We start from the raw sequence: 22,477 nt of genomic DNA, 5'->3' as shown, positions 1-22,477 counted from the left end.
TCCCCCACCCCGCCCGTTCCCTTAACCCTCCGGGGGTGGGTGGGGGCTGAGGCCCCCGGGCCCCGGGCGGGGCTGCGCCCCTGCACCCCCTTGCGCGGGGCCTGCGGCCCTCGCGCCCCGCTGCGCGTTTGTCTGCTGCCCGGTGGTGGGCGGGTCGCGCAGTTCCCCGCGCCCCTGGAAGCACGGGGCCTGCGGCCCCTGTGCCCCGTTCACGGATCGGCCTGCGGCCCCCGCACCCCGCTGCGCGGTCGTGTGCCGCCCGGTGGTGGGCTGGTCGCGCAGTTCCCCGCGCCCCTAAAGGCATGGGGCCTGCGGCCCCTCTGCCCCGCACCTCTGATCGCCGCAGGAGCCGTACCCCCTAGGGGCGCGGGGAACTGCGCGAGAAGCGGCCACGGTCCGCACACGACCGAGGGTTTCGAGGGGTGCGGGGAACCCCCCCATGGTCGGCACACGGCCGCGAGTTTAGGGGCGCGGGGAACTGCGCGACCAGCTGCCCACCGGGCCGTAGGCGAACACCGGGCCGGACCCGGGGCCCGTCACTCGCCGTCCGGCCACACCTGGATGTGGTCCTGTTCCAGTTCCAGCAGGACCCGGTGTTCCATGCCCAGTGCCTCCGTGTACTCCCGGGGGAGCTGGAGGCGGCCCGCTCGGTCGAGCATGGCGTATTCGCGGCTGGTGACCGACTCCTCGCCCGTCTGTTCGTCGAGGTGGGTGCGGCGGAGGACCTCTGTCGAAGTGCGGCCGTCGCGGATGGCCACCGTGCGGCGGACCTCGTCGGCGACCGACTGGTCGTGGGTGACGATGACGATCGTCGTGCCCAGCTCCTCGTTCGCCTTGCGGAAGGCCGCGAAGATCTGTTCGGCCGTGGCGGAGTCGAGTTCACCGGTCGGCTCGTCGGCCAGGAGGACCGAGGGGTTGTTGGCCAGGGCCACGGCTATCGCCACGCGCTGCTGTTCGCCGCCGGACATCTGGTGGGGGCGGCGGTCACGGCAGTGGGCCACCTCCAGGAGGGTGAGCAGGTCGTCCGCCCGGGTGGACCGCCCCTTCGCGCGGCGGCCGCGCAGCTGGAGGGGGAGCGAGACGTTCTGCGCTGCCGTCAGGTACGGGAGGAGGTTGCGCGCCGTCTGCTGCCAGACGAAGCCGACCACCTCACGCCGGTAGTCCAGCCTCGCCTTCGCGTCCATCGACAGCAGATCCCGGCCCGCCACCTTCGCCTGGCCCGCCGTCGGGACGTCCAGGCCCGCCAGGATGTTCATCAGGGTGGACTTCCCGCTGCCGGACGCTCCCACCAGGGCCATCAACTCGCCCTCGGTGACCAGGAGGTCCAGGCCCTGGAGGGCCTGGACCTCCACGCCGTCCGTGGTGAAGATCCGGACCAGGCGGTCGCAGGCGATCAGGGCGTCGTGGCCGTACGCCGGACGGTCGCGCCGGGCCGCCGCCCGCGCCTCCAGCTCCGACAGCGACCGGACCTCCGCCCCGGCCGCAGCCATTCCGGCCGCCGCCCCGGCCCCCTCTGCGCCGGCCGCAACCGCCCCGGCCCCCGCCGAGCCAGCCGCCGCCGCCCCAGCCGCAGCCGCACCCGCTCCCGCCCTCGGCCCCGTCATCTCGTGTCTCCCGCCCTCAGCTCCGTGACCGAGCCACGTCGGCTCGTCCACCACGCCTGTGTCGCGGCGACCCCGGCCGCAAGTGCCACCACGCACACCGCCGGGACCAGGAGCGACATCGGATCCGTACGCAGTGCGCTGGCGGCCGTGGCCGTCGACGGCGAGGCCGCCAGGGCCAGGCCGGCCAGGTCCACCCCGGGTGCCAGCAGCTCCGTCGCCGCCCAGCCCGTCAGGGCCCCGCCCAGTGCGGCGAGCACCGCCTGCGGCAGCGCCTCCAGGATCAGCAGCCGGCGGCCCTGGCGGCGGGTCAGGCCCATCGTCCGCAGCCGCGCCAGCAGCGCGGAGCGCTCCGGCGCCCCCCGCAGCAGCGCAAGCAGCAGCGCCAGCGCCGCGTAGCCGCCGCCCGCCGCGACCGCCGCCCCGTACACCCCTTCCGCCCCCGACTGGAGCGGCGAGTCGATCAGTCTGCGGCGGGTCTCCGCGCGGATCTGCACCGTGGGGGCCTGGGCCGTGGCGCGCGCGGGCGTCACCGTGCCGCGCAGCGCCTTCGCGTCCAGGTCCGTCCCCGCCACCAGCAGCGTCGTCGGCTCCCGCGCGCCCAGCCCGGCCGCGTCCACCAGCAGGAAGTCGCTGCGCGGCACCGCGGGCGTGCGCTCACGGACCGCCACCACCTGGACGGTGAGCCGGTAGCCCGCCACCCGTATCTCCCGGGCGCCCCGGCCCAGGTCCGCCGCCACCTTCGGTGATGCGATCGCCGCCAGGGCCCTGCCGTGGCGGGCGCTCAGGTCGTCGGCCCGGATCGTGCCGAGACCGGTGTCGGCGGTCAGGCGGGCGTACGCGGCCGGGTCCGCCCCGATCACCGCGGCCTTGTCGCCGGACGGCAGCTCGACTCCGTACTCGATCCGCGCCGCGGTCACCCGCGCCACCCCGCCGACCCTGGCGACCCGGTCGGCCAGACCCGCCGGCAGCGGCATCACGCTGTCGATCCGGGCGTCCGCGCCCGTCGTGTACAGCGCCGCCCTCTCCCGCGCGTCCGCCACCCCGGCGAGCACCGAGCCGCCGAACGCGGCCGTGGTCAGCGCCGTGAGCAGGGCGAGCAGCGGGAGCACCCCGCCGCCCGGGGCGCGGCCCGCGCGGGCCAGTGAGAGGAAGCCGACCGTGCCGCGCAGCCGCGCGGCCGGGCGGGCCGCCCAGCGCAGGGGCAGCGGATACAGCCGTACGAGGACGAGAGCGGCGATCACGCCGATCAGCACCGGCGCCGAGCTGACCAGCGAGTCGGAGCCCGCCGCCGTGCTGCGTCGGCGCAGCGCGTACACCGCGCCCGCCGCCAGGACCAGCAGGGTCAGTTCGGCGACTGTACGGCGCCGGGAGGGCCGCACCCGTACCAGGTCGTCGCGGTCGGTGGCGGTGCGGACCGTGCGGTGGGCGGCCATCGCCCGTACCGGCAGGGCCAGACAGGACACCGCCGCGACCGCCGCCGAGGCGAGCAGCGCCGGGCCGAGCCGGCCGCCGCGTACGGTCAGCACCGCCAGACCCAGGCCCAGGGCCGCCGCCGGGACGGCCACCACCGCCGTCTCGGCGGCCAGCCGGGCGCCGATGCCGGGCAGCGAGCCGCCCCGGGCGCGCAGCAGGGTGAGTTCGCTGGTGCGGCGGGCCGCCGCGAGGCCGCCCGCCATCAGCAGGACCACGCCCGCCACGGTCGCCGTGCCGAAGGTGGCCACCGCGACCACCGGGGTGATCGACTCGCGTACGGAGGTGTAGCCCGCGAGGACCGCGTCGAGTTCGGTGGAGACCGTGGTGCCGGGGCCGACCAGCCGGCGCAGCTCGGCGAGCGCCGGGCCGCCCTCCAGGGAGGCCACCGAGGTGGCCAGGCCGTCCAGTTGGCGCGCGTTCATGGCGGGCGTCGCCGGGGCGATGTCCGCGTACAGCTCGGGCCTGCCGCCCGCTTCGAGGAGCGCGGGCGCCGAGTCGGCGCCGAGGAGCAGGCCCGCGTACCAGTAGTGCGGATCGTCGGGTTTGGGGGAGACGGGGACGAGCTGGGGGTCGCGCAGCACCGGCTGGGTGGCCCAGTAGCTCGCCTCGGGGAGCAGCGGCCGTACGGTCCCGGTGATCCGGATCGCCAGCGGCTCGCCCCCGGCGCCCGGCACGTGGACCACCGAACCGGGGGAGACGCGCAGCGCCCTGGCGGTGGTGGCGGTGACCACCGCCTCCGCCGTGTGCGAGGTCGAGTCGGCCTTCATGGTGGGCAGGCGTCCGCTCACCAGTCGGGCGTGGTCGGTCAGCGACGAGCGGGAGTCGATCAGGAACCGCGGCGGCAGGCCCTCCGGCCTCGGCAGCCAGGAGTCCAGCGGGGAGCCGGCGACCACCTTCTCCGCGGTGCGCACCCCGTACGCCGACTGCCCGGTGTCCGCGCGCAGCGGCGCCGGGATCGCCGCCAGCTGCTCCCGGTAGGCGCGTTCCATGGCCCGCGGGCGCAGCGCGGCTCCCGGGTCGGGGTCCTTCGGGTCGCTGTTGACGGGCGTCGGGCCGGCCAGGCGCAGCACCGAGTTCTCCGGCGCCGCCGAGGCCACCGCGTGGCGCAGCCCCCGGTCCTCGTACCCGTCGATCCCGCGCGGCAGCGCGCCCGCCAGATACGCGGTGAGCAGCACCAGCACGGCGAGCGCGCCCGCGGCGCCGGGCGCGGTCCGCAGCCGGGTGCGCACCCAGGGGGCAACGGCCTTGGCACTCATGTCAGTTGTCCCCCTGGTGGCGCAGCGAGACCGCCGGGTCGGTCCGCCGCAGCGCCAGCGCCGCGACGATCAGCAGCGGTACGGCGGCCACCCCGGCGAAGAGCACGGCGAGCCGCCCGGCGGGCAGCTCCACCAGCACCTTCGGCACCGGCTGGGTGGCCTGCCCGGTCAGCACGATCAGCGGCACCACCGCGCGCGTCAGCACCTCGCCGAGTGCCAGTCCCACCAGCAGCGCCAGCGTGATCAGCACGCCCTGCTCGGCCGCGATCAGCCGGGCCAGCTGGCGGCGCGGGGCGCCCAGCGCCCGCAGTACGGCGAACTCGGCGCCGCGTTCGCGCAGCGAGCCCGCCGCGCTCACCGCGAAGCCGACCGCCGCGAGGGCGGCCGCCACGATCGCGGCGGCGAGCAGCGCGGCCTGCGGGCCCGCGCCGAGCGGGTCGTCGCGCAGCTGCTCGGCGACCTCCGCGCGCACCAGCACCTGCTGCGGGTCGATGTCCGGCCGGGCCCGCAGCGCCGCCGCCGCGCGGGCCGCGTCGCCGGGGGCGGTGGTGAGCCACCACTCGGTGGGGGCCAGGCTGTTGCCGGTCTCGGCGGCGAGCACCTCGTTGACGGCGCGCAGGTCGAGCAGGAGCGCGCCGCCGTCGCGGGCGCCGCCCACGGTGGTCTGTGCGCCCGGCCCGGTCGTGGGGAGCTCGGCCATCCGGTCGACGACCTTGGCGCGCAGGGTCCGCCCGGACAGGACGGCCGTGACGGTGTCGCCGACCCGGGTCCCGCTGGAGGCCAGGAACCGGTCGGTGGCGATCGCGGTGAGCGCGGGAGCGGCGGGCCGTACGGCGGTGAGCCGGACGGCGAGGCTCGGCACCCCCGACGAGAGGGTGGGCGGCGGGCTCTCACCGGTCTCGTACGCCACCGACAGGGACCGCCCGTCGCTCTTGGGGGCCAGGGCCGCCGGGGCGTCCAGGCTTCTGCCGGAGTCGGCCGAGGTGGCCCGCCAGCGGTCGGCGGCGCCAAGCGCGACGGCGGTGGCGCGTCCGTCGCGGGCCACGGTCCGCAGGTCGCTCGCACTGAAGCGGTGCTGCTCGGACCGCTCCGGGACGCTGAGGTCCAGTTCGAACCCGGTGAGGGTGAGCGGCGCCGCCGGGCGGCCCACCGGCGCGCCCGCCGCGAGGTCGAGGGAGATCCGGCGCTCGGCCGGGCGCCCGTCGGCGTCCAGCGTCCCGGCCGGGAGGCGGTACCGGATGCCGAAGCGGTCCTCGACCACCGCCGTCACGCTCGCGGTGATCGGGCCCGGGGAAGCGCCCTCCGCGTGCCGCCGGGCGTCGATGCGCAAGGTGACGGCGAGCTCGGCGGCGTCCGCCGCGAGCGGCACCCCGGGGCGGGCGGCCCGGCGCGGGGTGAGCTCGGCGAGCAGCCCCCGGGCGGACCCGCCGAGGTCCTCGCGCAGCAGCAGGCCGTCCGCCCGCGCGGTGTCCAGGGCGAGCAGCGTCCCGGAGCGGCCGCCGGAGAGCTCCACCGAGGAGCGCGCCGCCGGGGCCACCGCCCGTACCCCGGGGACCGCGTCGTACGAACCGGCCTGCCCGAAGCCGTTCAGGCTGGACCCGAAGACCCGCACCGAGGTGCCCGCGCGGAAGTCCGCCTGGTCCTCCTGCGAGCGGTCCCAGGAGGCGGACTGGCCGATCGCGAGCATGCCCATGGCGACCGCGAGCACCAGGAGCAGCACCGGGCCCGCGCCGCGCAGCGGCCGGCGGCTGAACTGCCAGCCCGCGAGCGCGGCCGGGAGCCCGCGGCCGCCCGCGGCCCGCCGCTCGGCAAGTCTGGCGGCGGGCGGCAGCAGCCGCAGGGTCAGTACGGTCCCGGCGAGCAGGGCGAGGGCGGGCGCCGCCACCAGGAGCGGGTCGATGCCGAGGCCGCCCGCGCGGTCGCCGCTGAGCGCCCCGGAGCCGGAGGTCTGGCGGTCCAGCTGCCAGTACGCGACCCCGGCGATCACCAGCAGCCCGACGTCGGCCCCGGCGCGTACGGAGGCGGGCAGCGCGGTGGCGCGGGCGCGGGTGGCGCGCCCGGCCGACAGGGCCGGGGCCACCACGGCCGCCGCGCACCCCAGCGCGACCAGCGCCGCCACCAGCCACACCGTGCCGGTCGGGGCGGTGTCCAGATGGACGCCGATCCGGGCGAGCGGGCCGTGCCCCGCGAGCAGCCGGGTCAGCGGGCCGGAGAGCAGTGGCGCGCCGACGGCCGCCGGGGCGGCGAGCAGCAGCGCCTCGGTGGCGGAGAGCCCGAGGAGACGGGAGCGGGAGCCGCCGCGCGCCCGCAGCAGCTCGGTCTCGCCGGTCCGCTCGCTGCTCAGCAGCCGGGCCACGAGCAGCAGCGCGTACCCGGCGAGCAGCACCAGTTGCAGGGCCACGATCAGCAGCGTCGAGCGCGAGACGAGCAGCGAGCGCTCGGCCTGGTCGAGTACGTCGGGCAGGCCGGTGGTGGCGGTCGCGTCGCCCGCGAACACCTCGCCGTTCACCAGCGACTTGGGGCCCGCCTTCGCCGCCGCGCGCAGGGCGCCGATCCGGCCGGTGCTCAGGGTGGAGAAGTCGGCGGAGGCGAGCCAGGAGGTCTGGCCGGCGCTCAGCCTGCCGCCGGTCAGCGCCGCGGGGTCGGCGAGCAGCGGCCCGTACGTGGTGAAGTTGACCCGGCGCGAGCCCCGGCCGCCGAGGTCGTCCAGCTGCCAGTACGCCTCGGTGGCGTCCACGGGGCGGTAGGTGCCGGTGACCCGGACCTGGACGGCGGCCCCGCCCAGGCGGTCGGCCAGGGTCAGGTCGGCCGGCCAGCGGCGCAGGCCCAGTTGGGCGGCGGCGGTCTCGGGCAGCGCGGCCTGGACCTCGCGGCCGGAGCCCGGCGGGGCGGGCCAGCTGCCGCCGGTCAGCCGGACGCGGGTGCGGTCGACGGCGGCGAAGAGCGTGAGGTCCGGCTCGGAGCTCTTGCGGGCGTCCGGCGGCTGGAGGGTGCGCGGCAGTGCGTACGGGCCGGACTGGGTCAGCGTCCTCGTGGTGACCGGGAACCCGTCGAAGGTGCGGCCGGCGCCCGCGCGTACGGCGGCGTCGGCGGCCTGCCGCTTCGCCTCCGGGACGGTCGCCTTGACGACCAGCGAGGCGGGCGCGGCGGACCGGGTGGCCAGGGTGTGGCGCAGGGCCGCGTCCCCGATGGAGCCGGAGAAGGCGGTCAGGGCGGCCAGGACCGAGGTGGTGAGCACGACCGCGAGCAGCGCGGCGGCGAGCAGCAGCCGGTGCGCGCGCACCCGCAGAAACACGAACCCCGCCACGCGGCCCCCAGACCCCTGCCCTGCCCCCGAAAGTCTGTCCGGATGTTTTCAGAGGGCATGGGCCGGTGGAAACCGCTTGCGGGGCGGGTACGGGGGACCTTGACCGGATCGTGACCGGAATGCGATGACGGATTCTCGCATTCCGGTGCCAGCGTCGCTGGAAGGTGAACTTCCGCTTTACTCCGCCGTGTTGACCATGGAGGCGGCCGCGTACGTCAGATAGTTCCAGAGCGTCTTCTCGTGCTCCTCGGAGAGCCCCAGCTCGTCCACGGCCGCACGCATATGGGTCAGCCAGGCGTCGTGCGCGGCGCGGTCGACGGTGAACGGCGCGTGGCGCATCCGCAGCCGGGGGTGGCCCCGGTGGTCGCTGTAGGTGCGCGGACCGCCCCAGTACTGGATCAGGAAGAGGACGAGCCGCTCCTCGGCCGGGCCCAGATCGCCCTCCGGGTACATCGGCCGCAGCAGCGGGTCCTCGGCGACGCCCTGGTAGAACCGGTGGACCAGGCGCCGGAAGGTCTCCTCGCCGCCGACCTGCTCGTAGAAGGTCTGCTCCTGAAGCGTGCCGCGCGGAATCTCATTCACGTGTCCATGGTCTCAGATGGGGTGGCCGAGGACCGGGGGCCTAGGACCACTCCCCTCGGGGCCCGGCGGCGGACGACCGCTCGCCTCCGGGGCCTCGGCGCAGCACAGTGGACATATGGGCCTACACCGGGATCCGGCCGCCGAGGCGCGCGCGGCCCTCGTCGCGGAGATCGTGGCCGGGGGCGAGCTCGCCGACCCGGCCTGGCGGGCCGCCTTCGAGGAGGTGCCCCGCGACCTCTTCGTGCCGTACTACTTCGTGTCGGGGCCCGGCGGCTACCAGCGGCTGTGGGGCCAGGACCCGGATCCGGACCGGCGGGCGCGCTGGCTGGACGGGGTCTACACCGACATGCCGCTGGCCACCCGGCTGCGCGACGGGGAGCTGCTCTCCTCCAGCAGCCAGCCCTCGCTGATGGCCCGGATGCTGGAGGTCCTGGACATCGGGGACGGACACGCGGTCCTGGAGATCGGCGCCGGGACCGGCTACAACGCGGCGCTGCTCTGCCACCGCCTCGGCGAGGAGCTGGTCACCACGGTCGACCTGGACCCGGAGATCACCGAGTCGGCCCGGACGCATCTGGCGGCCGCGGGCTACCACCCCGCGGTGGTGACCGGCGACGGGGCCCGCGGCTGCCCGTCCCGGGCGCCCTTCGACCGGATCATGGCGACCTGCACCCTGCCGTCGATCCCGACGGGCTGGCTGGCGCAGTGCACGCCGGGCGCGCTGATCGAGGCCCCGCTGGCCACCGGCCTGATCCTGCTGCGGGTGCGGGACGCCGGATACGCCGAGGGCCACTTCCTGCACACCCCGGCCTACTTCGTGCCGCTGCGGGGCGGGGCGCCCGCCCCGGGCGACCCGCCTTCCGGCGGGCTGCCCCGGCCGAGCCTGGAGAACGAGCTCTTCCGCTTCCTGCTGGCCCTGACCGCGGACAGCCTCGACCCGTACGAGGCGTACGCCCTCTGGCGCCGCGAGGACCGCCCCCGGCGCGAACGCTTCGGGGTGACGGTCACCGGCGAGCGCCAGTGGGCATGGCTGGACGACCCGCAGGGGCCGCATGTGTGGCCCCTGCGGGATGTGGTGCCGGGCGGGGTCTAGGCCCGACTGTGGCGCCCTAGGCCCGGCGCACGGTCAGCGTCGTCCAGGCGCCCACGTGGACCCGGTCGCCGTCCTGGAGCGGCACCGGCACATACGGCTGGATGGGCTCCTCGGCGCCGTTGATCGTGGTGCCGTTGGTGGAGTTCTGGTCGACCACCGCCCAGCTGCCGTCGGGCTGCTGGACCAGGACCGCGTGCTGGTGCGAGACGCCCGGGTCCTCCGGCGGCACCGCCAGGTCGATGTCGGGCGCCTCGCCGGTGGAGTGGCGGCGGCGGCCGATGGTGAGCTGGTTGCCGACGAGCTGGCGCTGCTGCTCGGGCGAGTACGCGGGCAGGTTGAGCCCGGCCGCCTCGGGGCCGCTGCGCTGCATCATCGCCATGAAGTAGTCGCGGTCCGGCCCGATGGTCACCGTCCAGCGCATCTGCGGGGGCGGCGGCCCTTGGAACTGCTGCGGAGGCTGAGGCGCCTGCGGCTGCTGCGGGGCCTGGGGGGCCTGCGGCGCCTGGGTGTGCTGCGGCGGCTGGGTGTGGGACGGCGCCTGGGTGTGGGACGGCGGCTGGATCATCCAGTCGTCGTTCTCGGCCCGCGCGGGCGGCTGGATCACCGGGGGCGCGGGCGGCCCGGCCTGCTGGAAGGCGGGCGGCGGCGGGCCCTGCTGGAAGTGCGGCGGCGGACCCTGCGGGAAGCCCTGCTCGCCGTTGGGCGGGGGCGGCGGCCCCTGCCGGAACGACGGCGGTCCCGGCTGCTGCGCCGGGTCGCCGGTGAGCGGCTCGGCGGGCCGGTTGACCTGCGAGGGCCGCGAGCTCTGGTACTCGAACGGGTCACGCTGCTGCGGCGCCTGGGGCGCCTGGGGCCGCTGGGGGGCCTGCGGCGCCTGACGCGGCGGCGACTGGAACCCGGGCGGCAGATTGAGGCCCTCGCTCCGGCCGGCGGCCGGGTTGGGCGCCAGCGGCGTGTACGAGGTCGCCGTCTGGGTGAGGTAGTTCCAGCGGCACTCCTCGCAGAAGGGCGTGTTGCCCTCCCGGGGCGTGCGGCACTGCGGGCAGAGCTCCGCCGGGGCGGCGGGGGCCTCGGGGCCGGGGTAGCCGTAGCCGCCCTGCGGGGGCGGTCCGGGGAAGGCCGGCGGGGGCGGGGGAGGCGGCGGCACGGCGCCCATGCGATGGCCGCAGACCTCGCACCAGTCGTCGGAACCCGACTGGTGTCCGTTCGGGCAGGTCGGCATGGAGTCGCTTCCCCCTCTCCTCGTCCGGCCCCTCGGGCCGAGGCACTCAAGTGGTTTCGCTACCGCGTACCGCTGGCTGCGGCGTGCTCCCGGACCGGTGCCCGGGTCGTCTTCGTCGTCACTTCTTGACGCGTACGGTCTTGGTGGAGCGGGTTTCGAGAGTCATCTCGTCCGCCTCCGCGACCTTCGCCTTCAGTCGCACAGTACCCGTCGCCTCGTCGACGACGTCCACCACCTTCGCGAGCAGCTTCGCCGTACCGTCGTTCCCGGAGGCCGCCGCGAGCTGGACGGCGCGGCCCAGTTTGGCCGTGGCGCCATCGATATCGCCCGACTTGCGGGCATCGAGGCCCTGTTGGATGACTTGCGCCAGTTCGGCCTGCCCGGTGTAGTGGGCCACCTGGGGGTTGATCGCGGTGGAGGCGGCCATGTCCTCGGTCCACACCGCGCGGACCAGCCCCTGCGAGAGCGTCTGCGGGGTGCCGCCCGCCGGGTCGGGCAGGATCAGCGAGACCCGGGCGGCGAGCATCTCCTGGCCGATTCCGGCCTCCGGCACCTGGACGCAGACGTGGTAGTCGCGCGACTCGTCGCCCCAGGAACCCGTCGGGTAGTCCCCGGCGCGCGGCCCCGCCTCGGTGCGGCGGCCGGTGAGCTCCTCGACGGTGGGCGCGACCTGCTTGACGAACCGGATCTCCACACCGACCGGGGTCCACAGCCGCAGCGCGACGTCCGCGACCTCCTTGCCCATCGCGGTCTCCATCATCCGGGTGAAGTCCGCGGCGAGGCCCGAGGGGTCGGCCACGATGTCGGCGGTGCCGAGCAGCGCGGACGCGATCGCGGTGACCTCCTTGACCTCCCAGTCGGTGCCGACCCCGCGCGCGTCGCAGGTGAAGCGGCCCGCGCAGGCGTCCAGCGCCGCCTTCAGGTCGGCCGGTGACTCGTGCTCGTTGCGGCCGTCGGTGAGCAGGATGCCGTGCCGGATCGGCGCGTCGGCCGCGCTCAGCAGCCGGTCGGCGAGTTTCAGCCAGGTGCCGATGGCAGTGCCGCCGCCCGCGCTCAGCTTGCGCAGCGCCTCCTTGGCCTCGGCGCGGGTGCGCGCGTCGGCGGTGGCCAGCCGTCCGTCGCCCGGGTAGACCTCCTTGGCCTGGTGGGTGCCCGCGACCACCGCGAAGGTCACGCCGTCGCGCAGGGTGTCGATCGCGGCGGCCGTGGCGTCGCGCGCGTTGCGCATCTTCGTCGGCGGGTAGTCCATCGACCCCGAGCAGTCGACCATGATCACCACAGCGGCGCCGGGCGACTGCCCCGGCACGGCCGAGGGTGAGAGCGCGGCGGTGGAGAGCGCCGTCCCACCGGCCGTCCCGCCGCCCGTCGACGTCACGGTGACGATCGCGTTGACCTCGCGGCCGCCTTCCGGCAGGTACTCGTTCTGGTAGACCTCGACCGAGAACCGGGGCGCCTGGGGCTTGGAGAAGTTGGCCATCTGCTGGGCTCCTTGAGGCTTCTGGGCCTGAAGAGACGAGAATGCGCGGAAAGAGGTGCCTGGCCCTAGTTGTAGGCGGATCCTGCCCCCGGCTGAGGGACCGCGAACGGCACGACGGCCACTGTTACGTTGTCGTGGCCGCCGCCGTCCAGGGCGTGGCCGACCAGCACCTGGGCGCTGTGCAGCGGCCGTTCGGCGGCGTCCGCCGGGACGGCCCCGGCCATTTCCTGGGCGCCCTCGGCGTAGTTCCACAGCCCGTCCGTGCAGACCACGACCACGCCGGAGCGGTCCGGCTTGAACGCGGCGGTGTGCGGCTCCAGTTCGTACGCGTCGGCGCCCAGCCAGCCCGTGATGGCGTGCGCGCGCTCGTCCGCGTACGCGTCGGCCTCGCTCATCAGGCCCGCCGCCACCATCTGCGCGGCCCAGGAGTCGTCCTCGGTGAGCCGGGCGGGCGGGGTCGTACGGTCGTCGGGCACCCAGTAGGCGCGGCTGTCGCCGACCCAGCCGACCACCAGCAGCCCGCCCGCCGCGATGGCGCCGACCAGCGTGCACGCCGGGGCGTTCTGGTGGCGGTGCGGGTCGTGCTCCATCGCCGTGCCGGGCTCGTCGGCCAGGGAGTTGACCGCCTCGGCGGCGGCCACGATCGCCTCGTGCATCGCCTGCTGGGGGTGGATGCCCTGGGGCAGCGCCTGGAGCAGGGACTCGTTGGCGCGGGCCGCGGCCGCCGCCGAGGCGTCGTCGGGGCGGGTCGCGGAGGAGACACCGTCGCAGACGATCGCGACGACGGCGGGCGAGCCGTCGGGCAGCGCGGTGGTGGACACGGCGAACGCGTCCTCGTTGCGGTGGTGGCGCAGGCCCCGGTCGCTGACCGCCGCCACCGGGCCGAGCTCCTGCTCCATGTGGTCGCGCTCGCGCGGCTGGGCGTGGCCGCAGTTCTCGCAGTACCCGTCCTCGTCGACCCGCCCGGCCCGGCAGGCCACACAGAGCTTCACCGGCGTACTGACATGGGTGGCCTGTTCGCCGAGGGCGCCGAGGGCGGCGGGGTCGGCCGCCCGGGGGTCGGGGGCGGGCAGCGGGTACTCGTCGGGCTCGGGTCCGGGGGCGCCGCCGGGGCCGTCGTGGCGTGCGGGCCCGGGCAGCGGGGAGCCGCCCGAGTCGGTGCCGGGCAGATCGGTGGGCAGGTGGGCCCGGCCAAAACCTTCCGCCGCGCGGGCGGCGGGCCACGCCTCACCCGCCACCGGAGTGCCCATGGCCACCGTCGGGGTGTCCGTCGCCGCCGGCCCGGCCGACAGGTCGTACCCGCAGGCCCCGCAGTACCGGTCGCCCGGCTCCAGCGGTTCGGAGCAGCCGGGGCACGACCCGGCTGCCGGCTGGTGCATCTGCGCCATCAATCACACCCACGTCCGGGGGCGGAAACGGTTGGCCCGCTCCACCAGTTCGATCCGCTCCTCGCCGCTTGTGGCGAGCCGGGCGAGCACCCGGTACGAACGCTCCAGGCCGAACCGCAGGCCCCGTTCGTCCAGCTCGCTGCCCAGCAGTATGGCCCCGCCGCCCGCGCCGCCCGGGCTCCGCCCGTCCTTGCCGGGCCCGCCCGGGCTTTCGGAGAGTACCCAGTCGAGCGCGGTGCCGAGGACCTCGGTGGCCAGCCGCTCGCGCCGCACCGCGTCCAGGCCGAGGTGCTGGAGCGCGTCCACCTGGTCGGCGGCGGCCCGCAGGTCGGGCAGGAGCGCGTCGCCCGGGGAGCGCCTGCGCAGCCTCGCCCGCACGGCGGCGACCCGGGCCGCCGTGTAGTGGATCGAGGCCTCCGGCACCGACTCCAGCGTGCTCACGGCCGCCGTGCGGTCGCCCGCCGCCAGCTGCACCCGGGCCAGCCCGAACGCGGCGCTGACGTAACTCGGGTCGGTCGTCCACACCAGCCGGTAGTACTCGGCGGCGTTGTCCAGCTGCCCCAGTACCTCCGCGCACACGCCGAGCGCCAGCTTGGGCGTCGGCTCGCCCGGGAAGGCGTCGTAGACCGCGTCGAAGGAGAGCGCGGCGTTCTCGTGGTCGCCGGAGACGAGCGAGGCCACGCCCCGGTACCAGACGACCCGCCAGTCGTCGGGGTGGTCGGCCTCCAGGGACTCCAGGCCCCTGGCCGCCGAGACCAGCTCGCCCAGGTCGAGGCGGGCGCGCAGCTCGCGCAGCCGCTTCTCCACGGAGTTGGCGGGCGCGGTGCGCAGCGCGGCGATGAGCTCGGCGGGCGCGGCGCCCATCAGGCCCGCCAGGAAACCGGCGTTGGGGTCGCCCGGGTCCACGTGCGGCACCGGCAGCGCCAGCGCGGTGGCGGGCGCGTCGAGCGGGCGCAGATAGCCGTCGCCCTGCTCTCGCGCGCCGTACGGGTCGAGGGCGCCGCCGACGCGGGGCGCGGGCACCACGGCGGTCGGCGCGGGCGTGCTGCCCGGCACCGCGGCGCCGGTGCCGGGGGCCGGGTGCGGCGCGGCGGTCACGGTGGGCCCGGCCACGGCGACGGGCACGGCGCCCGCGCCCGTGTACACCAGCGCGGAGGCGGCGCCCGGCGAGCCGCTGGGGCCGGTGGACACCTTGCGCCCGCGCGCCCACCGGCCGCGCGGCACCGCCCGGGCCCCGAGCGCCGACACCTCGCCGGTGAGCTCCGCGAACAACAAGGTGTCGGTGACCCGCAGTTCGGTCCCGAACAGGGTCGACAGGGCCGGGCGCGGGCGGCCGGTCTGGATCGCCACGACCTCGCGGAGCACGCCGGTCAGCTGCTCGGCCATCTCCTGCGCGGAGGCGAACCGGCGCGCGGGGTCCGGGTCGGTGGCGCGCACCAGGAGCCGGTAGAACGACTCGTACGTCCGGAAGACCTCGATGTGCTCCGGGTCCGGCAGGCTGTCGGCGAAGACGTTGGTGTAGCCCTGGAAGTCGAAGGTGAGCACGGCCAGCGTGCGCGCCACCGTGTACAGGTCGGAGGCGACCGAGGGCCCCGACTCGGCGACCTCGGGCGCCTGGTAGCCGACGGTGCCGTAGATGGCCGACTCGTCGTCGTCCATCCGGCGCACCGCGCCCATGTCGATCAGCTTCAGCTGGTCCTCGGTCTGGATCGCGTTGTCGACCTTGAAGTCGCAGTAGAGCAGATTGCGGCTGTGCAGATGGCCGAGCGCCTCCAGGGCCTCGATGCCGTACGCACAGGCCTGCTCGACCGGGAGCGGGTCGCGCTTGCCGGCCGGGCCGCGCCGCTCGTTGGCGATCTCCTTGAGCGACTTGCCGCCCACGTACTCCATGACGATGTAGCCGTCCATGGAGCCGGTGCGCTGGTCGAGGTGCTCGACGAAGTTGTAGATGCGCACGATGTTGGAGTGCTCGATCTCGGCGAGGAAGCGGCGCTCGGAGATCGCGGCCGCCATCGCGTCCTGGTCGCCGGTGTCGAGCAGGCCCTTGAGGACCACCCAGCGGTCCGAGACCGCGCGGTCCACGGCGAGGTAGACCCAGCCGAGGCCGCCGTGCGCCAGACAGCCCACCACCTCGTACTGGCCGTGCACGATGTCGCCCGGGTGCAGCTTGGGCACGAACGAGTACGGATGGCCGCACTTGGTGCAGAAGCCCTCGGTGCGCCCGGCCCGCTCCCCGCGCGAGCGGCCGACCGGCGCCCCGCAGTCCGAACGCGAGCAGAAACGCTTCCGCTCGGGCACCTCCGGGTGCTCCATCACGGCCGTCGCCGGGTTGGGGCGCGGCACTCCCGGCACGGTGACCAGGCCCGCCCCGAGTCTGCTGCGCGCGGAGGTGCCGGTCGACGGGCCCGAGCTGCGCACCGAGACCGAGCGGGCGCTGCCCGAGCCGGTCAGCGAGCGCGAGAGGCGGCCCGAGACCGAGCGCCGGGACGTGGAGGAGCGCGAGGAGCGGGACGAGGCGGAGGAGCGCCCGGAGCGGGCGGACCCGGCCGACGAGGAGCCGCTGTCCTTGCGGGCCCCCGCGGCGACCCCGGTCGCCGGGGAGGAGATGCTGCCGTTCACCGACACCACCGGGGCCAGCCCGCAGGTGTCGCAGTACAGCTCACCGCCGCCCATGTCCTCGTAGGAGCCCGGGCAGCCGGGGCGCTGGCACTTCTTCTGCTCGCTCACGATTCCCCCCTCTGGTCGACGGGCCCGGGCTGCCGCGGAACCAGTACCTCCGCCGCCGCCCGCTGGTACCGCAGCACCGCCTCCTCGGCGACCCGCAGATCGCAGGGCGCGGACCAGAGCATCCGGCGCGCCGCGTCGTACCGTTCGATGAGCAGCGGGTCCTCGGCCATGCCGTGCCGGGCGACCTTCGCCTTGTACGCGTCGAGCCTGCCGCGCAGCTCCGCGCGGACCGCCAGCGGCGCGGTGACCGCCGTCAGCGACTCACGCGCGCGCAGCAGTTCGTCCTCCGCCTCCTGCTCCAGCGACTCCAGGAGCGGGGAGAGGCGGTGCCACTGGGCGTGCCTGCGGTACTCGGCGGCGGCCGCCAGGCGCTCCTGGAGCGCGGTCGGCGGGCCGCTCACCGCGGGCACCTCGGACGCGGCGATCTTCGCCAGCACCTCGCCGCGCGCCGCCCGCGCCTCGGTCAGGGTGCGGTCCGCCCGGGAGAGCACGTCCCGCAGCCGCAGCAGCCGCTGCTCGGCGTCCTGGCGGACCGTCAGCACCGCGTCGATCTCCCGGCGGACGTCCTCCAGGGCGCGGGCGGCCCGGTCGTAGCGCTCGGTGTCCGGGCGCCCGCCGCCCGGCGCGGAGCTGCCCGGCGCGGGCACCCAGAACGCCAGCGGGTCCGACACCACCTGCGCGCGCAGCGCCACCAGCTCCTCGGTGATCGACTCCAGGTCGTCGCCGGCCGGGTGCTCCCCGGGGCGCACGCCCACCGAGTGGGCCAGACCCCGGGTGCGGTGCAGCTCGGCCGCGAGCAGGTCTATCCGCGCGGGCAGCGCCGACCACACCGCGTCGGCGGCCACGACCAGGTCGAGCGAGCGCGCGTACAGCTCGTTCATCCGGTTCACCAGCTGCTCCAGGGTGAACCGCTCGGTCAGCCGGGCGGGCCCCGTCAGCGTGGCGGCCTGGGTGGCCGCCCCGGCGACCGTCACCGACTCGCCGCGCAGCCGTTCGGTCAGCTCCACCAGGTCCTCGCGGGACGGCCAGCGGCGCCGCTCGCGCAGCTCACGGGCGCTGTCCAGGGCCTCCTTGTACGCGTCGAAGTACGCCCACAGCAAGGTGATCGACTGCTCGGCGGAGGCCCAGCGCTCCCGGGTGACCCCGGTCAGCTCGGCGCCCTCCAGGAGGCGTCGGCCCGCGTGGTCCTGGAGCGCGAGCAGCGAGGTCTCGATGGCCTCGTGCTCGGCGTCGAGCCGGGTCAGCGCACGGTCCACCTCGTCCCGGTCGAGCACCGGCCGGACGGGCCTCCCCGAGGAGGAGCCGGGGAAGGATCCCGCGCCCATCGATCACCTCTCTGCTCTGCGTTGCTCTGCGGTCGTGCCGGCCGGGTCAAGCCGGGTCCTATGAACGGTACTTGGGCTCGGGCGGGCCGGATATCCCGGGCAGGTCGGCGGCCAGCCAGGTGCGGTAGGCCTTCATCCACGGGCTGTTGTCGCCACCGGCGCGGTAGTCCACCAGGACCTGGTTGATCCGGCGGACCAGATCGGTGTTCTCCAGGTTGGTGGCCACTCCGTAGTACTCCTCGGTGACGGGGTCGCCCATGAGCTTCACCGTCGGGTCCTGGGCGGCCTGGCTCGCGGCCAGCGCGCTGTCCGTGACCACCGCGTCGGCCTGGCCGAGCTGGAGGCGCACCAGGCAGTCCAGCTGGTTGGGCACGGTCAGGTCCTTGGTCTTGTACACGGCGCCGTACGCGTTCTTCTCCAGGGCGTCGTACGCGGTCGAGCCGGCCGCCACGCAGACCTTCTTGCCCTTCAGGGAGGAGTCGAGGCCGGTGATCTTCGATCCCTTGGGGGCGAGCACCTGCTGGCCCGCCTTGAAGTACGCCGAGGAGAAGGCGACCTGGCCGATCCGCTTGCAGTTGATGGTCATCGTCCGCGCGACGACGTCGACCTGCTTGTTCTGCAGGGCGGGGATGCGCTGGCTGGTGGGGATGGCGCGGTAGATGACCGCGTCCGGGTCGCCCAGGATGTTCTGGGCGATCGCCCGCACCAGCTCGATGTCGAACCCTTCGAGCCGGCCGTTCGCCAGGTTGCGGTAGCCCCAGCGGAAGCTGTTCTGGTCGACGCCCGCGATCAGCTTGCCGCGCTTCTTGATCGCCGCGATGCTGGGCCCGTCCTCGCCCGACGGCGGCAGGCTCGCCTCGGGGTCCTTGCAGGTGTCGGCCTTGGCCTGGACGCCCTGGGCGATGCCGGGGCCGCCGGTGCGCGCGCCGTCCCCGCCCGCCTCGTGCCGTGCCAGCGGGACGAGCAGGGAGGCCGCGGCGGCGCAGGCGAGCGCCATCCCGCCGACGCCGCCCCATCCGCGGAGCCTGCCGTTCCTGTTCATCGCGCCTCCTTTCGGGACCGCTGTGACCCTCGGGCCGGTGTTCCCCTGAATCCCACGGTGCTCACCTGTACTCCGCGAGCCTGCGGCTGACGCCGACGCCCGCGGCCGCCGCGCCCAGCACCGCGAGCACCGCGGCGCCCAGCGGAAGCCCGGTCAGCGCGCCCTTGCCGTCCGAGGCGGCGCGGGTGAACTCGCGCTGCTCGTGGCCGATCGCCTCCTCCAGGGCCGCGTCGACCCGGTCGAAGGACTGGCCGGTGGAGCCGGTGGCGCCGATGACCTGCTCCAGGGCGTCGTCGTAGTTGCCGCTGTTGTCGGTCTCGCGCGCGGTGCTGTGCCGCTGCTGCCACTCGGCGACGCTGCGTCGCGCCTCCTCGACCGGGGTGCGCCCAGCTCCGTCGTCGGCGAGCTTGCCGGCCGAGTCGAGTCCGGCCACGAGGTCGTGCATCTCCGTCTTGTAGTCCGCGTCGTACTTGTCGTCCTTGCCGTCCGGGGTGAGGACGGCGCCGCGCGCCACCAGCGTCAGGTTCTCGTTGGCGCGGGCCTGGAGGGAGTTGATGCGGGCGTCGTTGAGCACCTTCAGCGACTCCTGGCCGTGCGAGCGCGAGGTCGACAGGTCGGCCGCGGCCACCGCGTGCCCCGCGACCAGCCACAGCAGCACCACCACGGAGGCCGCGCTGGCGGCCAGCAGCCCCTGGTTGAGGACCCGGTTGGTGCGCAGATAGTGGCGCCGCTGGGCCCAGAACAGCGCGCCCAGCGCCACCGCGCCGACCGCGAGCGCCGCGTACGGCCAGGTCTCGGCCTGGTCGTAGTCCTCGTAGAGTCGGCCGGTCTCCGCCTCGTAGAGCCGCTGGGCGGCGGGCAGCAGCTGGTCGGTCATCTGCTGGTTCGCGTACCGCAGATAGGCGCCGCCGACCGGGAAGCCCTGCCGGTTGTTGGCGCGGGCCTGCTCGATCAGGCCGTTGTAGCGGGGCAGTTGCTCGTTGAGCGCCGCTATCGAGCGGCCGGAGTCGGAGGCGCCCGTGGTGTTGGCGGCGGCCTTCACCAGCAGCCGGGAGGCGGTGGCGATGTCCGACTCGTACCGCGCGCGGACGTCGTGGGACTCCTTGACGCCCGCGAGGAAGCCGCTGGCGGCGGCGGTGTCCGCGTCCGCCAGGGAGCGGTAGATGGAGGCCGCGTCGGCGCTCAGCGGCTGGCTGCGGCTCACCACGTCGTCGGCGGCGGCGGCCCGGTCGGAGACCTCCCAGGCCGTCACCGCGCCGAACGCCACGACCAGCAGCGCGACCACCGTGCCGATGATCCACAGCCGTCCGGGCTCGGTCGTCGCGGCGGCGCGCAGCCGCTCCCGGGACGCGGCCCAGCCGCCCCGGCGCGGGGCGGGGGCGGGCGGGTGTGCCGAAGCCGGTGGTGCCGGCGCCGTCGGCGGCGCCTGCGGTGCGCTTGTGCCCGGCGGGTGTGCCACTTGACCTCCCCCTTGGTCACCGAGTGCCTGGCCAGCAGTATGGACGCAGGGACCAGCCACCACACAAGGGTTGACCTGATCTTGTTACCCGCTCGCTTCGCCCCTGCCCCCGCTGCCTCCCCACCATGTATACGCCGCAGGCCACGGATCGGTTCCCCTCGGCGCGGGCGGATGCGACGGCGCTTCCCGGGCGTCCTCGCGCACCACCCCCCGCTCCTGTGCGCGCCCCCCGCCGCCGGCGCGCGCGCACCGCTCCCCGGACCGCCCCCGGCCCCGCCTCAGCCCCTCACGTACTGTCCCCGCAGCCGCTCGAACACCTCCGCCGACGCTCCCACCGCGTCGAGCCCGAGCAGCCCCGCCCCCAGCACCGGCGAGGCCGCCACCACCAGCGGGACCGCCTTGGGCGCCCGGGCCGCCAGCAACGTACGCACCCCGTCGTCCAGTTGGGGGTGGCGGGCGGCCAGCACGCTGCCGCCGAGCAGCACCGGCGCCTCCTCGTCGCGCAGGCCGAGGCGTTCCAGGGCGACCGCGGCCAGCGCCACGATCTCCTCGGCCTGCCGGTCCACCAGCGCCCGCGCCACCGGGTCCCCGGCCGCCGCGACCGCGAAGAGCACCGGCGCCAGCTCGTGGCGGCGGGCGGGCGCCACCCGCTCCAGGTGCAGCGCCTCGATCAGCGCGTACACGGACGGCAGCCCGAAGTGCTCGGGCAGCGCCCGGGCCAGCGCGGTGGGCCCGCCCCGCCCGTCCTCGGCCCGCGCGGCGAACCACAGGGCCTCCTCGGCCAGTCCGCCGCCCCCGCCCCAGTCCCCGGAGATCTTGCCGAGCGCCGGGAAGCGGGCGGTGCGGCCGTCCGGTGTCATCCCGACGCAGTTGATCCCCGCCCCGCACACCACCGCGACCCCGCGCGGCTCGGCGCCCGGGGGCAGCCCGGCCCGCAGGATCGCGAAGGTGTCGTTGTACACCTTGACCGTGCCGCCCCACCCCCGGGCCGCCAGCGCCTCGGCCAACTGGCGCTCCTCCACCGGCAGATCCGCGTTGGCCAGACACGCCGAGACGTGGTCGACCGCCACCGGCCCGCTGTTGCCGGCCGCGGCCCAGGCCCGGGCCACCGCGTCCGCCAGCGCGTCCACCGCCGCGGTGACGCCCACGGCGGGCGGCCGGAACCCGCCGCCGCGGGCGGTGCCCGAGACCGTGCCGTCCGGGCCGATCAGCGCGACGTCGGTCTTGCTGTTGCCGGCGTCGATCGCCAGCACGCTCATGCCCACGCGAGGTGCTCCCGGTTGTGCGCGATCAGCCGGTCGGTGAGGCCGTCCGCCAGCGCGTACTGGCCGACCAGCGGATGGGCGAGCAGCGCCCGGAACACCCGGTCGCGGCCGCCGCGCAGCGCGGCCTCCAGCGCCAGGTCCTCGTACGCGGTGACGTGCGCGATCAGCCCCGCGTACAGCGGGTCGAGCTCCGGCACGGCCAGCGGCACCGGGCCGTCCGCGTCCACTCGCGCCTGCACCTCGATCACCGCGTCGTCGGCGAGGAAGGGCAGGGTGCCGTTGTTGTACGTGTTGACCACCTGCACCGGGCTGCCGCCGTTGCCGAGCAGCGAGGCCGCCAGGTCCACGGCCGCCTCCGAGTAGAAGGCGCCGCCGCGCTTCGCCAGCAGCTCCGGCTTCTCGTCGAGCGCCGGGTCCCCGTACATCTCCAGCAACTGCCGTTCCATTCCGGCGACTTCCGCCGCGCGCGAGGGCTTCGTGCCCAGCTCCCGTACGACCTCGTCGTGCGCGTAGTAGTAGCGCAGATAGTACGAAGGCACGACGCCGAGCCGGTCGAGGACCTGCCGGGGCAGACGCAGGTCGTCCGCCACCGCGTCGCCGTGCTCGGCGAGCAGCTTGGGCAGCACGTTCTCCCCGTCGGGGCCGCCCAGGCGCACCCCGAGCTCCCAGGTGAGGTGGTTGAGGCCCACGTGGTCCAGGTGCACCTGGCCGGGGGCGACGCCGAGGTGCCGCGCGAACGTGCGCTGGAAGCCGATGGCCACGTTGCAGAGCCCGACCGCCTTGTGGCCGGCCTGGAGCAGCGCGCGCGTGACGATGCCGACGGGGTTGGTGAAGTCGATGATCCAGGCGTCGGGGTTGGTGCGGCGCACCCGCTCGGCGATGTCCAGGACCACCGGCACGGTCCGCAGCGCCTTGGCGAGCCCGCCCGCGCCGGTCGTCTCCTGGCCCACGCAGCCGCACTCCAGCGGCCAGGTCTCGTCCTTCTCGCGGGCCGCCTGGCCGCCGACGCGCAGCTGGAGCAGCACGGCGTCGGCGTCCTCCACGCCCGCGTCCAGGTCGGAGGTGGTGGTGATGCGGCCCGGGTGGCCCTGCTTGGCGAAGATGCGCCGGGCCAGCCCGCCGACCAGGTCCAGCCGGCCGGCCGCCGGGTCGACCAGGACCAGCTCCTCGATGGGCAGCGTGTCCCGCAGCCGGGCGAATCCGTCGATGAGTTCGGGGGTGTAGGTCGATCCTCCGCCGACCACGGTGAGCTTCATC

General features: G+C 75.6%; 14 protein-coding genes. 1 reads left to right on the top strand and 13 read right to left on the bottom strand.

The window, feature by feature from the left end; all coding sequences use genetic code 11:
- Nucleotides 1–536: 536 nt before the first annotated feature.
- The 4 genes from ABD236_RS24440 to ABD236_RS24425 all read right to left on the bottom strand — a co-directional run bounded on the left by ABD236_RS24440 (nucleotide 537) and on the right by ABD236_RS24425 (nucleotide 8,222).
- Nucleotides 537–1,490, bottom strand: coding sequence for an ABC transporter ATP-binding protein (locus ABD236_RS24440; RefSeq protein ID WP_344076793.1), 954 nt, complete (start codon nucleotides 1,488–1,490; stop codon nucleotides 537–539).
- A 110-nt stretch (nucleotides 1,491–1,600) separates the two neighbouring features.
- Entirely contained in the window at nucleotides 1,601–4,333 is a 2,733-nt protein-coding gene (locus ABD236_RS24435) for an FtsX-like permease family protein (RefSeq protein ID WP_344076791.1), read from the bottom strand.
- Nucleotide 4,334: 1 nt separating this feature from the next.
- On the bottom strand, nucleotides 4,335–7,640 hold the full coding sequence (locus tag ABD236_RS24430) for an FtsX-like permease family protein (protein ID WP_344076789.1): 3,306 nt from the start codon (nucleotides 7,638–7,640) through the stop codon (nucleotides 4,335–4,337).
- Between the two features lie 177 nt (nucleotides 7,641–7,817).
- A complete protein-coding gene (locus ABD236_RS24425; protein WP_344076786.1) occupies nucleotides 7,818–8,222 on the bottom strand; it encodes a globin in 405 nt (134 codons plus the stop codon).
- A gap of 115 nt (nucleotides 8,223–8,337) precedes the next feature.
- On the opposite strand from ABD236_RS24425, the gene ABD236_RS24420 reads away from it, so the two are divergent.
- Nucleotides 8,338–9,315 carry a methyltransferase domain-containing protein gene (locus ABD236_RS24420; RefSeq protein ID WP_344076785.1) on the top strand — a complete coding sequence of 326 codons (978 nt, stop codon included), beginning with the start codon at nucleotides 8,338–8,340 and terminating at the stop codon, nucleotides 9,313–9,315.
- Nucleotides 9,316–9,331: 16 nt separating this feature from the next.
- Here ABD236_RS24420 and ABD236_RS24415 read toward each other — a convergent pair whose 3' ends face one another.
- The 9 genes from ABD236_RS24415 to ABD236_RS24375 form a co-directional block, all read right to left on the bottom strand.
- Entirely contained in the window at nucleotides 9,332–10,537 is a 1,206-nt protein-coding gene (locus ABD236_RS24415) for an FHA domain-containing protein (RefSeq protein WP_344076784.1), read from the bottom strand.
- Nucleotides 10,538–10,655: 118 nt separating this feature from the next.
- Nucleotides 10,656–12,014 (bottom strand): vWA domain-containing protein, encoded by a 1,359-nt coding sequence (locus ABD236_RS24410; protein WP_344076783.1) that lies wholly within the window; start codon nucleotides 12,012–12,014, stop codon nucleotides 10,656–10,658.
- 65 nt (nucleotides 12,015–12,079) lie between these two features.
- Nucleotides 12,080–13,402 (bottom strand): PP2C family protein-serine/threonine phosphatase, encoded by a 1,323-nt coding sequence (locus ABD236_RS24405; protein WP_344076781.1) that lies wholly within the window; start codon nucleotides 13,400–13,402, stop codon nucleotides 12,080–12,082.
- 3 nt (nucleotides 13,403–13,405) lie between these two features.
- A complete protein-coding gene (locus ABD236_RS24400; protein WP_344077104.1) occupies nucleotides 13,406–16,075 on the bottom strand; it encodes a tetratricopeptide repeat protein in 2,670 nt (889 codons plus the stop codon).
- A gap of 50 nt (nucleotides 16,076–16,125) precedes the next feature.
- Nucleotides 16,126–17,454, bottom strand: coding sequence for a coiled-coil domain-containing protein (locus ABD236_RS24395; RefSeq protein ID WP_344076779.1), 1,329 nt, complete (start codon nucleotides 17,452–17,454; stop codon nucleotides 16,126–16,128).
- 58 nt (nucleotides 17,455–17,512) lie between these two features.
- Nucleotides 17,513–18,496: a glutamate ABC transporter substrate-binding protein gene (locus ABD236_RS24390; RefSeq protein ID WP_344076777.1), complete on the bottom strand. Its 984-nt coding sequence runs from the start codon at nucleotides 18,494–18,496 to the stop codon at nucleotides 17,513–17,515.
- 61 nt (nucleotides 18,497–18,557) lie between these two features.
- Complete coding sequence (locus tag ABD236_RS24385) at nucleotides 18,558–19,955, bottom strand: hypothetical protein (protein ID WP_344076774.1); 1,398 nt, start codon at nucleotides 19,953–19,955, stop codon at nucleotides 18,558–18,560.
- 278 nt (nucleotides 19,956–20,233) lie between these two features.
- Nucleotides 20,234–21,214, bottom strand: coding sequence for an N-acetylglucosamine kinase (locus tag ABD236_RS24380; RefSeq protein ID WP_344076772.1), 981 nt, complete (start codon nucleotides 21,212–21,214; stop codon nucleotides 20,234–20,236).
- Nucleotides 21,211–22,476: a 6-phospho-beta-glucosidase gene (locus ABD236_RS24375; RefSeq protein ID WP_344076770.1), complete on the bottom strand. Its 1,266-nt coding sequence runs from the start codon at nucleotides 22,474–22,476 to the stop codon at nucleotides 21,211–21,213. The genes ABD236_RS24380 and ABD236_RS24375 overlap by 4 nt, the downstream gene beginning before the upstream one ends.
- Between the last annotated feature and the right edge of the window lies 1 nt (nucleotide 22,477).

This window comes from Streptomyces crystallinus, from assembly GCF_039521265.1.
Taxonomy (GTDB): Bacteria; Actinomycetota; Actinomycetes; order Streptomycetales; family Streptomycetaceae; genus Streptomyces; species Streptomyces crystallinus.
Note: the sequence above shows the minus strand (reverse complement) of the source record. Positions and strands in the feature narration are given on the sequence as shown.

Bases quoted from the DNA above. Each gene is read 5' to 3' on its own strand.
- ABD236_RS24410 (WP_344076783.1), bottom strand. From the start codon at position 12,014: ATGGCCAACTTCTCCAAGCCCCAGGCGCCCCGGTTCTCGGTCGAGGTC.
- ABD236_RS24405 (WP_344076781.1), bottom strand. From the start codon at position 13,402: ATGGCGCAGATGCACCAGCCGGCAGCCGGGTCGTGCCCCGGCTGCTCC.
- ABD236_RS24375 (WP_344076770.1), bottom strand. From the start codon at position 22,476: ATGAAGCTCACCGTGGTCGGCGGAGGATCGACCTACACCCCCGAACTC.
- ABD236_RS24420 (WP_344076785.1), top strand. From the start codon at position 8,338: ATGGGCCTACACCGGGATCCGGCCGCCGAGGCGCGCGCGGCCCTCGTC.
- ABD236_RS24395 (WP_344076779.1), bottom strand. From the start codon at position 17,454: ATGGGCGCGGGATCCTTCCCCGGCTCCTCCTCGGGGAGGCCCGTCCGG.
- ABD236_RS24415 (WP_344076784.1), bottom strand. From the start codon at position 10,537: ATGCCGACCTGCCCGAACGGACACCAGTCGGGTTCCGACGACTGGTGC.
- ABD236_RS24390 (WP_344076777.1), bottom strand. From the start codon at position 18,496: ATGAACAGGAACGGCAGGCTCCGCGGATGGGGCGGCGTCGGCGGGATG.
- ABD236_RS24435 (WP_344076791.1), bottom strand. From the start codon at position 4,333: ATGAGTGCCAAGGCCGTTGCCCCCTGGGTGCGCACCCGGCTGCGGACC.
- ABD236_RS24380 (WP_344076772.1), bottom strand. From the start codon at position 21,214: ATGAGCGTGCTGGCGATCGACGCCGGCAACAGCAAGACCGACGTCGCG.
- ABD236_RS24440 (WP_344076793.1), bottom strand. From the start codon at position 1,490: ATGGCTGCGGCCGGGGCGGAGGTCCGGTCGCTGTCGGAGCTGGAGGCG.
- ABD236_RS24400 (WP_344077104.1), bottom strand. From the start codon at position 16,075: ATGGGCGGCGGTGAGCTGTACTGCGACACCTGCGGGCTGGCCCCGGTG.